The following is a 16,262-nucleotide window of genomic DNA, read 5'->3' on the forward strand; positions in this document are numbered from 1 at the left end:
CTAACTACTCAGGCTTTAATATACTTTAATAAGTAAATGCCTCTTGATTTTCCCAATCCAATAATTTGGGAAGCTGATCAATGGATTTACTGTAAGTGGTAAGGGTAGAAGGATTGGAAGGATAGGAAGTTCCATCAAATTGGGCCACCCGATTGGCTCCTCCACTATACAAAACCAGGTTTCTCCAGCCATTGGAGCTTTCTTCATCCACATAGGCGGGATATTTTACCACAGAAAAGCGGGTGATCACATCTCCATGGCTGGTAAGCAATAAAACGGTACATCCTCCTGATCCGCAGAAAAAAGGGCCGGTCAACCCGACCAATATTTCCAGATCTCCGTCTCCGTTTAAATCTACCTGATTGTATTTGTAAGTTCGGCTAAGGGAATCAATCAAGCCCAAGTCCAGGTCCTCCTTGAATTGATCCAGAAGGGTGAGCTGAATCAATCGCTGGATATTGCTTTGATCTTCGGGGGTAAAGTCAACTGAATCAGTCTCAGAGACCAATGAATCTGCAAAAAGATCCTCGGTCACAGAATCAGCCTTTGGCTGACATCTCCAACCCAAAAAAGCTAGAAGAAGGGCGGTCAAAAGCTTTTTAGGCATTTCTGATTAATTTAAGGCAAAAAGGAGAGAATAAAATTTTATTCTCTCCCTAAACTACAAAATAATTTAAAATCTCAATCCGGCAGTAATAAAAATTCCTTTGGATTTACCTAAATCTATCTGATCAATGTCTTTTTGCACATTGGAAAGCGACCATTGATAGGATAGATCCAAATAGAAAATAGCAATATCCAAGCCCGCGCCTGCGAATACCCCCCACTGTGGAGATTCTATTTCATCCTTGTCATAAAACTCACTGCTCGTCCCAGTCACTATCAAGCCTGAAGCCCCTCCGAATACTCTCAATCCGGCAAATGAATCCGCATTACCCAAGACATCGAGCCCTACTGCCACGGGTATTCTCAGACCACTGTAAGTCAGATCCGTCACCGGGGAGGAGGTCGATGTAAAATATTCCACGGAACTGGTCTGATAAAACAGGCCCGGTTCTACGTAAAATTTCTCCCCAAAAGCGACGGATCCGCCAATCTGCCAACCCACCTGACCGGAGGCATCTGTGCCTTCACCGGTGATATTGGTCATGTTTACACCGATTCCAGGCTTAATCTGAGTCTGTGCCTGAAGTCCCACTAAGCCTGCCAAAAACAGGGAGGCTGCGAATAGAAATTTTTTCATAGGAATTAAATTTTGGTTTTGATAAAATTTTCCTAGTTCAATTTCACCAATCCTTTGAGCATCCTTTTTTTCTTTGGCTTAAAAAAAATTACAAACCCCTGTTATTTTATTAAAGCTGTTATTTTTAGCTGTTATATTTCGTGAATCATGCGATTTGTCATCTTTTTTCTCATTTTCCTAGTGATTTTCTTGCCCTCTTTCGGGCAGGACACGCTTTTTACTGCCAAGCATTCCTTTTCCACTCCGGTAAGAAATGTCTTCGAAGCAAACGGAGAAGTGTATGTCAAAACAGGAGATAAACTCTATCAACTGGAAGGAAATGAGTGGGAAGAACTGGAAATAACATTTCAAAAACCCTATGTTTTTTTTAAAGAACAGTTCTATGAATCAGATTTTATTCCCAATTCCAAACTTTTCGACACCAAACCCATTCAGGATTTGATCCCTCAGCGAGGGGTGTTTATTGCCACAGGCGCCCGGAAAGGTGATCGCCTATTTATCTCCATTGGATCATCACTTTTTGAATATGAAATCCGACCGCATTACACCAAAACCTACCACAACAAATCCATCCGGGATATTTATTGGGAACCGGGTCTAAAAGTGGTTTCTACTTATTCCGGCATTTTTGTCAACGATTCCATTTTATTGGATTATCCCACCTATACCAATGGACCCATGGTGAGGATCGAAAATCGATATTTCCTCCCTTGGGATGAATTGAGTGAGTTTTTTCCTCCGGATTCTTCTGTAATAATCCCTGACGGAACTAGCCCTTTCGCAGGAAAAGCCCGAAAAATCCTGAGGTGGAAAGGGGATATCTATTCCATGAATACACTCTCAGTCAGCAAAGTAGAGGAAGAGTTTACACTCCATCCCATTCATCAAGGGGACGAATACCTGGATATGGAGATAGTCGGAGATCAAGGAATCTTGATCAGCACCATTTCAGGCACCTGTTTATTATGGGATGGAGAGAAAATCTACCCTATTGCACAAATCCCTAGCCGAATTAGGGATATTTATGTGGCTGGGCAGCAAGTTTTTTTGGCTTCGGACCTAGGAGTCTATGTCCTGGATGAACTCAAACAAGAAACCATAAGCTTGGAGTATTCGATCCCGTATTCGGTTGCTTTGCAGATCGATGGACTTGGAAATCTCTGGATAGCCAGTGAAAATGGTCTTTATGTAGTCGATGAAGAGTTTGGAAAAGATCCTTTTCTCGTAATCCCACAAGTGGAATTTAATCGGGATGCTATCTTTCTCAAAGAAGAAATCCTCTATGCCGGGGCCGTAGATGGGCTCTATCAGGTCAATACCTATGAAATAAAGAAGGAATTTATCCCAGGCATTGCAGCCACTTTGACGATTCTTGATTTTCGCTCCAAAAATGCCTTTTGGGCATTATTGGGAGGAATATTTATTCTAGGCATGGTCACTTTGGTCCTATGGAGGAAATATTACGGGCAGAAAGAAACGGGAACGCTAATACCCCTAAAAAATGAATTGACCTTGGAAGATTTTCGCTTGGCCATTTTGGAAAACAATCTTTCCACGGTCGATTCAATAGCTGAGAAATTTGACACAAATACCGTCCAACTCAACCGCATCTTTAAAAATTTCGACACTACTCCCGGCAAATACCTCAAAAAAATCAAGCTGGAATTGGCCTCCAAACTTCTCAGTGAGGGAATGGATATCGAAGAAATCTCCAAAAAAACGGGGTACTCGACCGCATTTATCAAGAAAGAACTCATAAAATGAAAAAAAGCTGAAGGATTTTCCTTCAGCTTTTTGCCAATCTGTCCAAACTCAACTCTTATTTTCTGTAAATCGGCGTTCGTTTCAATAGGTACTGGAGCGTGATTTTATAGGCATCAGTAGTCGGCCAAAAGCCTGTATGGGACTGAGAATAGATGTTTTCTCCTTTGTCCGTGTAAATATTCATGGATATAGCCGTGGAATAGTTCTGCTGGGAAGAAGAGTAAGTACTCGCACTTCCCTTGCTCGATCCGTTGATAGCCCCGATAAAATTATTTTTGGAATCAGATGAAGTTGAACTTTTTTGACTGTAGGAACTGGAACTACTACTCGTGACGGTAGTCCGGTCTTGGGTGATTGTCCCTTGGATCACATATTCCACTCCGAGGATATTGCAGATCTCTCCCATAGTAAAACCTCTCATATTGCCCTCATTTACTCCATTTCGGATCAGCAGAGCATTCGTTTCATTCACATCCTGAAGAGTCAAGGCACCAATGTGGCGGTTTAAATAGCTGTATGCCTCCATCTGAACCTGATAGGTTATTTCTTCACTCGCATTTTGCTTATCGATCAGGTAGTGAAAAGGTAGTATGGCCACCTTATTGTGATGATCCTGAGGCTGATTGAACTCCGGGCCGGGCTTTGCTCCGGCAGGTGCATTTCCTGATTCACTGCTCAAGTTGGGCTTATTGAAAAACTCAATTCTTCCTGAAGCAAAGGTGATCTTGATGATGTCTGATTTTGGGACTTCATAGGTCAATTCTTCTCCTGCGTAGGAGAATTTGATTGAACTTGGGCTGATTTCCTTTACTGTGCCCTGTAGCTCATCCCCGTTGATCTTGAGGATGGTATCTACCTTTTTGTCTTGTGCCAAAGCAGTAAAACCGGAAATTACCACAAAGACAAAAACAGGAAGCAATAACTTGATATTCATGAGGCTGGAAGGCTATTAATTTCCCCAAAAAAACCTGAATACAACAGTAAGCCCAAGTTTGGTTCTTTTTATTATAAAACAGGAGATAAGTTTTTTTATTACAACCTGTTATTTCAATTGTAATTTCTAAAAGATAAGAAGCTTGAGTCCTGCACAATAAGTGGGTTTACCTCCTGTGAACAGTCCATCCAAACTTCAACTCTAAAATAAAATCCCGGTTTTCGGTTTCCAGTGGAGGATCGCTGTCCGTATTCAATACATAGTGAATCCCGATATTGAAGTGATTGAGAAAAAGGTATTTTAAATCCAGGCTCAGCGTGTTTCTGATCCTTCCTTTTTCTGTCAGGCTGGGGAAAAAACTCCAGTCGGCCATCCCGTCAAAGTTTTCCCCAAACTTCCCATAGAGGTGTGTACTCAGATTTCCTTCCACACTTTTGAAAATCTGGGGATTTTCAAAATACTGCTCCCTGTTTGAAACCAAGCCTCCGCTAAGGGAAAAAACTTTGTCATCCCGATGAACAAGGTATCTTCCCATACTGAGCGAAAAATTCCTTCTGAGATCCAAATTCTGTTCTGTAGTGGAAAAGAGCAGATACCTGCCATTAAAAAACCATTCTTTGGGTAAAATATAGGACAAGTTGTAGGTAAAGCTGGATCTGCCAATCACGGTAGGCCCGATGATGGCTGCATAATTCTGGAAGTCAAAATTGGTATCCCATCTGCGGGTACGATACCGGGAATACATCCCTGCAGAAAGCGAAAGAGAGTTTTCAGATTTGGCACGAGTGAATCCCAAGTCGATTCCCAATTTAAACCGGTCCTTAAACCTCTTTTTTTGGTCCTTTCCTAAGGCGTAAATGTCTTTTTGACGGAAAAAATAAACCGAATCGGCCATTCTTATCCCCACCATATCCTGATGGGTGGAATCCAAAATCAGCTGACCTCTCCAGTTTTTGTTTCGGATATCATTGAGCAAAAATCCTTCAGGACTGGATACTTTAGCCACTTCACTCAATTTGATATCTACCGCAGCGCTTCGATAGGCAGTTTTGAAGTAGATTTTCTCAGCTGTGATTTTTTCGATCTTACCCAGCAAAAGATCTCCATACTTGGTGTACAAACTGTCCTGAGCTATTGCTTTGCCAAATACACTTATCCACAGAAATCCAAAGAAGCCTAGCCCGAAGAATAGTTTATTCATTTCATTTTACCTATTTCCAAAAATAGTCAAAAGAATGAATTCACTCCTTTAGGGAATCCTCAAGCCGTACACCAAGTTTTTTGGGCAGAATCTATTCTTCTTTTTATTTTCCCAAAAAAATCATTCGAGATATGAACCCATTTTTGAAAAAACTTTCTCTTTTGGTGTATTTGTGCAGTTTCGCTTGGAGCCTGACTGCCCAGACCACCTACCAAACTCCCCCCGCATCCATCGCAGACCTATTCAATGCACCCTCCACTCCCTCCGTCTCTTTCAACAAGGATGGATCGATGATGATGGTTTTGGAACGATCCGAGGCCCCTTCCATTGAAGATCTGGCACAACCCGAACTCCGAATCGGAGGCATTCGGATCAATCCAGCTACCTCAGGCCCCAGCAGATCGGGAAGTTTTTACAATGTGAAAATCAAAAACACCAGAAGCGGAGAGGAAAAACAAATCATAGGGTTGCCACAAAATCCCAAAATGAATGGCTTCTCGCTTTCTGCAGATGAAAAATATTTGGCTTTCACGAATACAGAAGCAACAGGTATCAGCCTTTGGGTGGTGGACTTATCCACATTTGAAGCGAAAAAGCTTACGGAGCCTATTCTCAATCAGGTTTTTGGAAACTCCGTGGCTTGGATGCCGGACAATTCCATCTTGATCAAAGCGGTAAATCCCCAAAGAGGCTCCATGCCCAAAGCTCCAGCAGCACCTGCCGGTCCGGTCATTCAGGAAACTTCCGGAAATGCCGCACCCAGCCGTACGTACCAAGACTTGCTGAGCAACCCCTACGATGAGGCGCTTTTTGCCTACTTCATGGACTCCCAATTGATGAAAGTTGGATTGGATGGAAGCAAAACTCCTGTCGGAAAACCAGCCATGATCAAATCCATGGATCTGAGCCCTGATGGAAGTTATTTGTTGATCGAATCCATCCAAAAGCCGTTTTCCTATCTCGTCCCCGCCAGCAGATTCCCTTATTCAGTAGAAATCTGGAAATCCAGCGGAGAGATGGTCAAGACTTTGGCCCAAATTCCTTTGGATGAAGTGCGGCCGACGGGTTTCGATGCTACGGTCACCGGGCCTAGAAGTGTAAACTGGAGAGCAGATCAGGGAGCCACTTTGTATTGGGTAGAAGCACAGGACGGGGGAAATCCTCGTACAGAAGTAGCTGAGCGGGACATCGTTTATACTTTGGCTGCTCCTTTTTCTGGAGAAAAACAAAAGCTGGCCGCTACTTCACTCCGATATGGAGGAATTGCCTGGTCTGATGATTCCTTTGCGATTTTGAATGAAAGATGGTTTGCCAGCCGCACAGAAAAGCGCTCAGTCATCAATCCATCCAATCCTGCCCAAGCTCCAAGGGTCATCATCGAACGATCTTCAGACGATTTGTACAATGATCCCGGAGATCCGATTTACACCGAAAATCAGTTTGGAAGAAGTGTATTGATGCGAAAAGGAGACTTGCTTTACATGCGATCCGAAGGCGGAAGTCCGGAAGGAAGCATGCCCTTCCTCTCCACCTTCAATACCGCTACCAAAGAGCAAAAAATCCTCTGGAGATCTCAGGCCCCTTACTACGAGCGGGTAGTCAAAGTCATGAATGCCGATGCTACTGAATTTGTGACGTTGAAAGAAAGCACTGACATCCAACCCAATTATTGGCTGGTCAATACCCGCAAGCGAATTGCTCCGATGCAGGTGACCAACTTTGCTCATCCCTACGAGTCCATCAAAGGGATCAATAAGCAACTGGTCACGTACAAAAGAAAAGACGGACTGAATCTCTCTGCCGTAGTCTATACTCCAGAGGGATATGATCCTGCCAAAGACGGAAGACTGCCTGTCCTGATGTGGGCCTATCCACGTGAGTACAAGTCAGCAGCTGATGCCGCTCAGGTAAGAGGTTCCAAGTACACGTTCACCCGTCTTAGCTGGGGTTCTCCGATCTATTGGGTGACTCGAGGCTATGCCATCATGGACCAAACCGAAATGCCGATCGTAGGCGAAGGAGATCAGGAGCCGAATGATTTCTTTATCGAGCAGCTGGTAGCCAATGCAGAGGCTGCGATCGATCATATTGTAGAAATGGGCATCGGAGACCGAAACAAAATCGCTGTGGGAGGCCACTCTTATGGGGCTTTTATGACGGCCAATTTGCTTTCGCACTCCAACCTCTTTGCCGCAGGAATCGCAAGAAGCGGTGCTTACAACCGGACCTTGACTCCATTTGGATTCCAGTACGAGCAGCGTACCTATTGGGAAGCACCTGAAGTGTACTTCAATATGTCGCCGTTCTCTTTTGCCCATCAGGTTAAAACTCCGATTCTCCTGATCCACGGAGAAGCCGACAATAACTCGGGTACGTTCCCAATCCAGTCCGAGCGCTACTACAATGCCCTGAAAGGTCACGGTGCCACCACCCGATTGGTATTTCTCCCACATGAAAGTCACGGGTATGCGGCCAAAGAATCCGTACTCCACACCCTTTGGGAGATGGATACCTGGCTGGAAAAGTATGTGAAGAATAGGGAGTAATGCAGGTTTTAAAGACCTAATAAATAATCAGCCCTGCCAGATTTTCAAAAACTGGCAGGGCCTTTTCAATACAAAAAACCAAAAAGCCAAAGTGGAATTGTGTTCTTAACTCCGATTTCAATATCATCTTTGACCAAAAAGGAATCCGGGAGATCCTTGATCTGATAGCTCGTTTTGTTTTTTCCTCCGACCTCAAACCTCCATTTTTCATTGATCAAAAAATCTCCCTTCTCGGCAAGATGAACAGTAGAAACAGCCTTGAGCTGATTGGCAAAAAAGCTTTCCCGAATAGTTCCAATACTGACATTTTCCTCTCCCAGAGCATAAAGCAAATTAGGGTTTCCTAGGTATAATTTCTCAGGCTTGGTGAGAGCCCCAACTCCAGAATTCGGTTTATGGAGGATTTGCAGGATTCTGGCACGATGGAGCAACTCAAACGCTCGAAGCAAGCTGGGCCGTGAGATGCCCGCTTTTTGACTGAGTTCAGACACATTTGGGGTAAAAGGAACTGAGGTGGCGATCAGCCGAATCAACTTCTTTAGCTTAAATACGGTTTCATAGTCCATGTTTTCCACTGCCATAAGATCTACTTCCAGAATCAACTGAACGATTTTTCGGAGCTTTTCGGAATAGATTTCAGTTCCTTCTTTAAAAAATGGATAGGCTCCCCATTTCACATATTTCTGAAAAAGCGCTATCGGCTGGATAGAGGAGATTATTTGGGAAGCAAGTCTGACATGTTCCTGAAGAACCTGTTCAAATGAAATCACGGGAAAGGTAACTCCTGTCTCCAATTCGATAAATTCCCGAAAGGAAAGTTCAGGTAAAAGATAGCTGACGGCCCTTCGACTGAGGTCAGACTCTCCCTTGTAAATCTCCAAAATCGAAGAGGAAGTAAATACCACCTTGAGTTCGGGAAAATCATCATAAATCAATTTGAGTTCTCTGGACCAATTCGGGTATTTGTGAATTTCATCCAAAAGCAAAACCCTTCCTCCACTCAGATAAAACTGGTCTACCAGTTCTACCATTGAATGCTCCATAAAATAGAGATCATCCAAAGAGATATAGAGGTTCGTTCCATCTGGCTTAAGGTACTTTTTGGCATATTGAAGCAACAGGGTGGTCTTTCCGGCTCCTCGGGCACCCGTGACGGCAATCAGCCTCTGCTTCCAATCGATCTTATTTAATAGAAAGCGACTGAAATCCAGTGAAATTCGCTGAATTTTTGCTTGGGAATTGGTCAATAGCTTTTCCATATTGTAAAATAGATTTTACACAAAAATACATTTTTTGTAAATCACATTTTACAAATTTTGAAACAATTTGTAAATTCAATTTTACAAAATTGATCTGAAAATATGTTGGTGGTTAAGCCCTTTGAAATAAATTAGGGTTTTTGTGAAGGAATTTAGCCCAAATCCGCTCCCCACATCAGGATCAAAAATACATTCCCCAACACAATCCGATACCAGCCGAAAGCGGTAAAAACATAATTGGAAGTGTATTTCAAAAACAGTTTCTCTGTGAGCTTTTCTAAAAAACAGCTAGAGGTAAAACAGCCTATTTCTATTTCTCACAGATGCCTCAGATGAACACAGATAATGTCATCTGTGAAAATCCGTGTAATCTGTGAGCAAAAAACTCATCCCAAATCCGACCCCCACATAAAGATCAAAAACAGGATCCCCAGCACTATTCGATACCAGCCGAAAGCGGTAAAAACATAATTGGAAGTGTATTTCAAAAACAGTTTCTCTGTGAGCTTTTCTAAAAAACAGCTAGAGGTAAAACAGCCTATTTCTATTTCTCACAGATGCCTCAGATGAACACAGATAATGTCATCTGTGAAAATCCGTGTAATCTGTGAGCAAAAAACTCATCCCAAATCCGACCCCCACATAAAGATCAAAAACAGGATCCCCAGCACTATTCGATACCAACCAAAAGCCGTAAATCCATGGCTGGAGACATATTTCAAAAACAGTTTTACCGCAAACCAAGCCGAAATAAAAGCTACTCCAAAACCAATAGCCAACATGCTCAATTGCTCAGAAGTGAAGGCCAAATCGGATTTGATCAGATCATACCCTCCAGCAGCCATCATCGTGGGCACAGCCAAAAGGAAGGAGAACTCGGTCGCCTGCTTTTTGTCCAGTCCATTGAACACCCCGCCGATGATTGTCGCTGCTGCGCGGGAGGTTCCCGGCACCATGGAAAGGCACTGGCAAAGGCCGATGAAGAAGGCATTTTTGTAGGAAATGTCTTCTACTTCCTTGAGCGTAGTCTCTTGATTGACCACCTTTTTGTCAATGAAGATCAAAATGATGCCCCCAAGAATCAAGGAAACGGAAACCACTATGGGATTAAAAAGGTAGCCTTTGATAAAATCATAGGCCAAAAGACCAATGACTGCTGTGGGCAAGAATGCTGCAAAAAGCTTGAAATAGATATTCAGTCCTCGGAAAAACCGCTTGATATACATCAGCGCAATAGCCAAAATTGCTCCCAGTTGAATAAAAACCTCGAAGGTTTTGACAAACTCATCTTCATGGATTCCCATAGCGGCCGAAGCCAAAATCATATGTCCGGTAGAAGATATCGGCAAAAACTCGGTGAGGCCTTCGATGATGGCAATGATGATACTTTGAAAAAGAGACATGTATTGGAGATTATTTGATCCGGCAAAACTAACAATCTCACCCGGAATCCGGGAAATGAAAGAATAGAAATCAATTTTTAATACTTGTTCTGTTGCCTTTTGATGAAAAAAATTCGTTCTTTTTAAACTAAACTAGCCACACATGAAAAGAATTTTTGCCTCACTTATTGCTTTTTCCTTGCTCGCAATCGCTCAGGCCCAAGATATCAAAGAGACAACACTGAACAGCCAAATCAAGGAAGTAACGCTGTTTCTCTCAGGGGCTCAAGTTTTTGAAACAGCCAGCGGGACTATCCCTACGGGCGAATCAGTAATTAGTATCAAGGGCCTTTCTCCTTATATCGATGAAAAAAGCATTCAGGTAAAAGCTCAGGGCAATTTTTCCATCCAGGCAGTCAATAAGAGATTGGATTATTTAAGTGAAAAAGAGGTCGGAGAAAAAGTTAAAGACCTTCAAAAACAGATAGAATCCATTGAAAAGTCTATCACATTGGCCCAAAACAGACTTCAGATTCTATCCAACAAAGCAAGCCTGCTTTCTGCCAATAAAGACCTTGGCGGAACTCAGTCTGGACCAACTATGGCTGAATTAAGAACCGCATTGGATTTTTTTGATGCTGAGCTCACCAAAATCACCGCCGAAGAACTGGAAGTAAAATCCAAAATTATCGAAGGAGAAAAGGAGCTTGAGCGCATTCGCAATCAGATTCTAGCCATGCAGGAGAGCCAAAATAAATCAACGTCCGAAATCCGGATACGAGTAAAAGCTCCTGCATCAGGAAACGGCAATTTCCAAATCAACTATCTGGTAGCCAATGCAGGATGGTACCCCAAGTACGATGTGCGTGTCAAAACCATCAACGATCCTTTGATAATCAATTACAAAGCGGAGGTATTCCAAAACACCGGGGTAGAATGGAAAAATGTCAAGCTTCGATTTTCCAATGCCAACCCCAACCAAAGTGGACAGGCACCCCTTCTGGAAAAATGGGAACTCAACTATGCGCGCTACACGACAGTCAATAAGTTTGCCTTGCCACCCGTACCGGGTCAGGTCAGCGGAGTGGTGCTGGATTCCAATGGAGAGCCCATCCCCGGAGCCACTGTCTTGGTCAAAGGAACCACCATCGGAACCTCCACTGACTTGGACGGGAGGTATTCAATCACCATACCCTCGACGGCTCAGAGCCTTGTTTTTTCCTTTGTAGGGTTTTCTACTCAAGAGATTGCTATCCAAGGGCGCTCCACAGTCAGTGTAAGTATGCAAGAAGATGTTTATGCACTCCAAGAGGTATTGGTAACAGGATATAGCCAAGAAGCAAAAAAAAGCCTTCAAGGGAGAGTTGCAGGAGTTTCGGTTACGGGGAGCAATACTAAGGATAGAGAATCCGCTCCACTTTTGACCAGCTTTGTCGAAAACCAAACCACCGTTGAAATCGAAGTAGCCGAACCCTATTCGATCAAAACCAACGGGGAGCGGACTTTGGTGGATTTGAAAAACTACGAAATACCGGCAAATTATCGCTACACCGCTATCCCCAAACTGGACAAAGATGCCTTCCTCTTGGCGGAAATCACCGATTGGAGTCAATACAGCCTGCTCGAGGGAGAAAGCAATCTGTACTTTGAGGAGGGTTTTGTCGGTCGGTCTATTCTCAATGCTGCCGCACTTCAGGATACGCTTCAAATCTCCATGGGCCGGGATCGCTCGATCGTAATGCAGCGGGAAAAAGTGGATCAATTCTCCAAAAAACGAACCATCGGCTCCAATATCACCGAAAGCCGGGGCTATGAGATCAACCTGAAAAACAATAAATCCCAACCCGTCACTCTCCTGGTGAAGGATCAGATTCCGGTTTCAGTCAATTCAAACATTACAGTGACCCCTGGGGAACTCACCGGTGGAAAACTAGATCCACAAACGGGAATAATTACTTGGGAAATAAGCTTGGCTCCGGGAGCACAGCAGAAAGTTTCTTTCCAATATGAAGTCAAGTATCCCAAAAGTGAACGGATAATTTTAGACTAAACCCAAAAAAGCAGCGGCCACTGACCGCTGCTTTTTCGATGGTAAAACCTCTAATTCAATTCAAATCCGCAAGTAAGCCTTTAGCTACCCAGTGGAAGTTAGGCTCAAGCTTCACCGCTTCCGTCCAAATTTCTTTTGCCTTGGCTTCATTTTCCTTCTCCAGATAGATCATTCCCATCCAAGCCATATTGTCCAAATACATCCAATCCTGCTCCTTTCCGGATTTTTCGAAAGCCTGATTTGACTTTTGGAAAAGCGCCAGAGCTTCGTTTTTGTCCCCTCCCCAAGTCTCCGGAGTGAAATATTTATTCCCGGCCATCATTTTCAGTACGATCGGAGAATTGGGAGCTTGGGCAAAGGCTTCCTCCAGCAAGCCTGAGCTCTTTGGTCCCAGAAACATTCCTTTCATCGGACTGTAGGCAATTTTGTACCCATAGAGGGAAGAAAGAAGAGCCTTAGCCTCTGCCCCGTAAGTTTTGGATGAACTCAGGGTTTTAAGTCTTTTTTCCAAGCCGTCCACATAGGCATCAAATAGGCGCTCATCCTGATCGACCATCGTAGCATTGATCAGACCATATTCCATCAGGGCGAGGTCAAAAGAAGTCCTTTCATTGGGCTGAGTCTGATGGGCCTGAGTGGCAAGTGCCACATTTTGCTTCCAGGAATTTTTGTCCTGGGTGAGGTATGCCTGATAGCTGAGTCGTTTGAGGTCTTGAGGAAAACCCATAGCCATCAAAGTGACCATCATTAGGAGTGCGAAGATTCTAGAGTTCGTTTTCATGATGTAAATTGGTTTATATTGTAAACTTAATTTTGAAAATTTTTTAGGGTAAATAGTTTTTCAGATTTTCTACATATTCCTCGAAAGCTTGGATCCCTTTGGGTGTGATTTGGCAAGTAGTGAGAGGTCTCTTGTCCCGAAAAGATTTTTGGATGGTAATGTATCCTGCCTTTTCGAGCTTGTCGAGCTGCACACTGAGATTGCCGGCTGTGGATTCCGTTTTCTCTTTGAGGAATGTAAATTCCGCCTCTTCTAACCCAAGTAAAAGGGACATGATTGCCAGTCTCAGCTGGGAATGAAGAAGGGGATCAAGTGGCTTAAACACGGCTTTTGAATTTGTTCTTTAACACATAGCCCGGCATGAGGTAACCTAAAATCATGGCTATTCCACCTACTAGATATTGCTCTTCCATAGGCATCAAAAATCCGACTATTGAACCCAGGAACAAAACCAGTCCTCCTATTTTGACGGATTTGTCTTTGATTATCGCTCCGGAACAAAATACCCCTATTCCTGCCAAAATGAGGATTACCGGATTATGATTGAAACCAAGGACCCCCATAAATGACAAAACGATGATCATCCCGGAAAAAACCGTAATCCAAAGCTGCCCCAGCAGTTCATCCAAATGGGATTTTATCCTAGCTTTTCTTTTTTCTCGATATTCATGGACAAAGCTCCAAATAGCGGCAGGAATCACCGCCAACCAAACGACATAGGGCATTTCATATCCTGACTTGGCCAAGAAATAATGCCCAAAATTGCACAAGGCAATAACCCAACCCCAGAGCAATAGCTGAAAGCTTCCATCTCCGGCGGCTTCCTTTTTGGCCTTTTTGATCATCTCCGTGATCAGGGCCAAGGATTCCGAACTGCTTAATTGTTTTTCCATAAACTGTTTTTTGTCTTATCAACGGATCAAATATAAATAGGTTTATTTTATAAACAATTTTATTTCAATTTTTTCCCAAAAATTTTCTTGCCTTTAACCTCATCTGCCTAACTTTTGAGTCTTAAGAGCTGAAAACCAAAGGATCAGTCCGTATTTCAACTCTATATTTGATCTGCCATTTCTTACTCAAACGTCATGAAAAACCTATTTGATCCTGCTGTAACCAATGAGCTGATTCAGAGAATCAATCAACTCAAACCTGAGTCACCGGCCCTTTGGGGAAAAATGTCGGTGGATCAGATGCTTGCCCATTGCTGTGTGGCCTATGAAATGGCCTACACCAACAAGCATCCCAAGCCCAATGCTTTGATGCGGTTTTTGCTGAAAGCTTTTGTAAAAAAAGGAGTGGTCAATGAGGTTCCTTATCCAAAAAATTCACGGACTGCCCCGGTTTTTATTATTGCAGACCGCAGAAACTTTGAGGAAGAGAAAAGCCGACTCATCAAATATCTGGAGCATACGCTTTCTCTTGGAGCAGATCATTTTGAAGGTAAAGAATCCCTTTCCTTTGGTCCTATGACCTCTCAGGAATGGAACAATCTATTTTACAAGCATTTGGACCATCATTTGACCCAGTTTGGAGTTTAGTCCCTAGGTATGCGTTTTAAACATTAATTGAATGGTTATGAAAAAATCTGTTTTTTATTTTCCCCTTTTGCTGCTGACTTTGATTTACTCCTGCACTAGAAGCAGCAGTGATAATTCTTCCAACGATGAAGAATCAACCCAAGAAGCAGGAAATTCATCGCTTCCAGTAGGAGACAATTCCCAAACCTCACTGGATTGGCCGGGAACCTATTTTGGAGTATTGCCCTGCGCAAGCTGCGAAGGAATTGAAAACTGGGTTACTCTCAATGCCGACGGAACATTTGAACTCAAGACCAATTATCTGGGCCTGAATGATGCTCGTGAGGAGATTTTCACCGGTACTTTCGAATGGGATCCTACAGGATCTATGGTTCAGCTTACAGGTCTCATCGGAAATGCTCCCGGAAAATATAAGGTCGGAGAAAACCGGATCTGGCATTTGGATCAGGATGGGAACCGAATCGAAGGGGACTTAGCCGAATTTTATATTCTGCAAAAGCAATAACCACTATTTGAATCTTACGATCTTCCCATGGGCCTTAGACGTCATGGCAAAAGGAATGGCTTCGGTAATTTCCCGGAACAGAAGTTCGACCAGTTTTTGCTTCAGAAAACTTCTATTGAGAATGATACTCACCTCCCGGATGGGAGCCTGTCCCTCAAATGAGCGAAGTCGGCTTTTCTCTTCCTCACTTAGTTCCAAAGTAGCCAGCTCGGGCAAGAGAGTCACTCCCTGATAGCGATTGACCATATTCCTAAGTCCTTCCAAAGAACCGCTTTCATAGTGGAAATTAGAGTGTCCGGCCATGGACTGATCACAAAAACTGACCACCTGATCCCGGAAGCAATGACCTTGCTGAAGAATCCAGAGTTCATTTGACTTCAACTCTTCCGGACGAACCGTTTTCTTCTGGAGCAGCGGATGATTTTTGGAAAAGTAAGCGTAGAACTTTTCATAGAACATGGGCTTTTCCAAAATCCCGGGCTCATCCAATGGGGTCACCACAATCCCAAGATCCAATTCATCATTTTTCAAATGCCGAATGACTTCCTCCGTGACCATTTCCTGTACTTCCAGCTTTACGTTCGGATATTTTTCCAAAAACTTCCGGATAAAAAGATGCAACAGGTAAGGTGCCAAAGTGGGAATAATGCCGAGTTTGATCGTGCCTGAGATGTCCCCCTTAAGCTGGGCGACCAATTCATAGATCCCTTTACTTTCTGAGACCACCCGCTTGGCTTGAGCGATTATCTGTACGCCGATTTCGGTAGGAATGACGGGCATTTTGCTCCGATCAAAAAGAATAACTTCCAGCTCCTTCTCCAATTTGCTCAATTGAGCACTTAATGTAGGCTGGGTGACAAAGCAAGACTCCGCCGCTTGTCCAAAATGTCTGAACTTATCTACTGCAATCAGGTACTCGAGCTGTTGGATCGTCATTTTGATAGAAATTTTCTATCACAAGAAAGTAAAAAGAATCGAAAAGAGTTCGGTCCCAGCCCATAAAGCCTGCACAGACATCCATTTAACTTCAAGTACAGGACGCTTATCAAAATGGGG

General features: G+C 43.4%; 15 protein-coding genes. 5 read left to right on the plus strand and 10 right to left on the minus strand.

Translation table 11 applies throughout. The features are described from left to right. Positions 1 to 25: 25 nt before the first annotated feature. Both AAA938_RS16835 and AAA938_RS16840 read right to left on the minus strand, forming a co-directional pair. On the minus strand, positions 26 to 607 hold the full coding sequence (locus AAA938_RS16835) for a hypothetical protein (RefSeq protein ID WP_338229930.1): 582 nt from the start codon (positions 605 to 607) through the stop codon (positions 26 to 28). A gap of 66 nt (positions 608 to 673) precedes the next feature. Continuing rightward, positions 674 to 1,243: an outer membrane beta-barrel protein gene (locus AAA938_RS16840; RefSeq protein ID WP_338229931.1), complete on the minus strand. Its 570-nt coding sequence runs from the start codon at positions 1,241 to 1,243 to the stop codon at positions 674 to 676. Between the two features lie 147 nt (positions 1,244 to 1,390). Between AAA938_RS16840 and AAA938_RS16845 the strand changes: the two genes are divergently transcribed. Then, the gene (locus tag AAA938_RS16845) at positions 1,391 to 3,007 is read left to right on the plus strand and encodes a helix-turn-helix domain-containing protein (RefSeq protein ID WP_338229932.1); all 1,617 of its coding nucleotides are present in this window, start codon (positions 1,391 to 1,393) and stop codon (positions 3,005 to 3,007) included. Positions 3,008 to 3,062: 55 nt separating this feature from the next. Here the strand turns inward: AAA938_RS16845 and AAA938_RS16850 are convergent, their stop codons facing one another. Together AAA938_RS16850 and AAA938_RS16855 are read right to left on the minus strand one after the other, a co-directional pair. Continuing rightward, complete coding sequence (locus AAA938_RS16850) at positions 3,063 to 3,941, minus strand: hypothetical protein (RefSeq protein ID WP_338229933.1); 879 nt, start codon at positions 3,939 to 3,941, stop codon at positions 3,063 to 3,065. A 166-nt stretch (positions 3,942 to 4,107) separates the two neighbouring features. Next, positions 4,108 to 5,142, minus strand: coding sequence for a DUF481 domain-containing protein (locus AAA938_RS16855; RefSeq protein ID WP_338229934.1), 1,035 nt, complete (start codon positions 5,140 to 5,142; stop codon positions 4,108 to 4,110). A gap of 131 nt (positions 5,143 to 5,273) precedes the next feature. Between AAA938_RS16855 and AAA938_RS16860 the strand changes: the two genes are divergently transcribed. Further along, positions 5,274 to 7,688, plus strand: coding sequence for a S9 family peptidase (locus AAA938_RS16860; RefSeq protein ID WP_338229935.1), 2,415 nt, complete (start codon positions 5,274 to 5,276; stop codon positions 7,686 to 7,688). A gap of 65 nt (positions 7,689 to 7,753) precedes the next feature. Here AAA938_RS16860 and AAA938_RS16865 read toward each other — a convergent pair whose 3' ends face one another. After that, the gene (locus AAA938_RS16865) at positions 7,754 to 8,947 is read right to left on the minus strand and encodes an ATP-binding protein (protein ID WP_338229936.1); all 1,194 of its coding nucleotides are present in this window, start codon (positions 8,945 to 8,947) and stop codon (positions 7,754 to 7,756) included. Positions 8,948 to 9,567: 620 nt separating this feature from the next. Beyond that, positions 9,568 to 10,350, minus strand: a complete 783-nt coding sequence (locus AAA938_RS16870; RefSeq protein WP_338229937.1) for an undecaprenyl-diphosphate phosphatase — start codon at positions 10,348 to 10,350, stop codon at positions 9,568 to 9,570. A 142-nt stretch (positions 10,351 to 10,492) separates the two neighbouring features. Between AAA938_RS16870 and AAA938_RS16875 the strand changes: the two genes are divergently transcribed. Continuing rightward, positions 10,493 to 12,379 (plus strand): DUF4139 domain-containing protein, encoded by a 1,887-nt coding sequence (locus tag AAA938_RS16875; RefSeq protein ID WP_338229938.1) that lies wholly within the window; start codon positions 10,493 to 10,495, stop codon positions 12,377 to 12,379. Between the two features lie 55 nt (positions 12,380 to 12,434). Here the strand turns inward: AAA938_RS16875 and AAA938_RS16880 are convergent, their stop codons facing one another. The 3 genes from AAA938_RS16880 to AAA938_RS16890 are packed head-to-tail and all read right to left on the minus strand — an operon-like array spanning position 12,435 to position 14,053. Continuing rightward, a complete protein-coding gene (locus tag AAA938_RS16880) occupies positions 12,435 to 13,160 on the minus strand; it encodes a hypothetical protein (RefSeq protein ID WP_338229939.1) in 726 nt (241 codons plus the stop codon). Between the two features lie 43 nt (positions 13,161 to 13,203). After that, on the minus strand, positions 13,204 to 13,485 hold the full coding sequence (locus tag AAA938_RS16885) for a winged helix-turn-helix domain-containing protein (RefSeq protein ID WP_338220114.1): 282 nt from the start codon (positions 13,483 to 13,485) through the stop codon (positions 13,204 to 13,206). After that, entirely contained in the window at positions 13,478 to 14,053 is a 576-nt protein-coding gene (locus AAA938_RS16890) for a hypothetical protein (RefSeq protein WP_338220115.1), read from the minus strand. The genes AAA938_RS16885 and AAA938_RS16890 overlap by 8 nt, the downstream gene beginning before the upstream one ends. A gap of 195 nt (positions 14,054 to 14,248) precedes the next feature. Between AAA938_RS16890 and AAA938_RS16895 the strand changes: the two genes are divergently transcribed. After that, positions 14,249 to 14,701 carry a hypothetical protein gene (locus AAA938_RS16895; RefSeq protein WP_338229940.1) on the plus strand — a complete coding sequence of 151 codons (453 nt, stop codon included), beginning with the start codon at positions 14,249 to 14,251 and terminating at the stop codon, positions 14,699 to 14,701. A gap of 37 nt (positions 14,702 to 14,738) precedes the next feature. Next, positions 14,739 to 15,206, plus strand: coding sequence for a copper resistance protein NlpE (locus AAA938_RS16900; protein WP_338229941.1), 468 nt, complete (start codon positions 14,739 to 14,741; stop codon positions 15,204 to 15,206). 3 nt (positions 15,207 to 15,209) lie between these two features. Here AAA938_RS16900 and AAA938_RS16905 read toward each other — a convergent pair whose 3' ends face one another. Then, entirely contained in the window at positions 15,210 to 16,142 is a 933-nt protein-coding gene (locus AAA938_RS16905) for a hydrogen peroxide-inducible genes activator (RefSeq protein WP_338229942.1), read from the minus strand. Positions 16,143 to 16,262: the final 120 nt, after the last annotated feature.

It is taken from the genome of Algoriphagus taiwanensis (assembly GCF_036245645.1).
GTDB classification, from domain to species: Bacteria; Bacteroidota; Bacteroidia; order Cytophagales; family Cyclobacteriaceae; genus Algoriphagus; species Algoriphagus taiwanensis.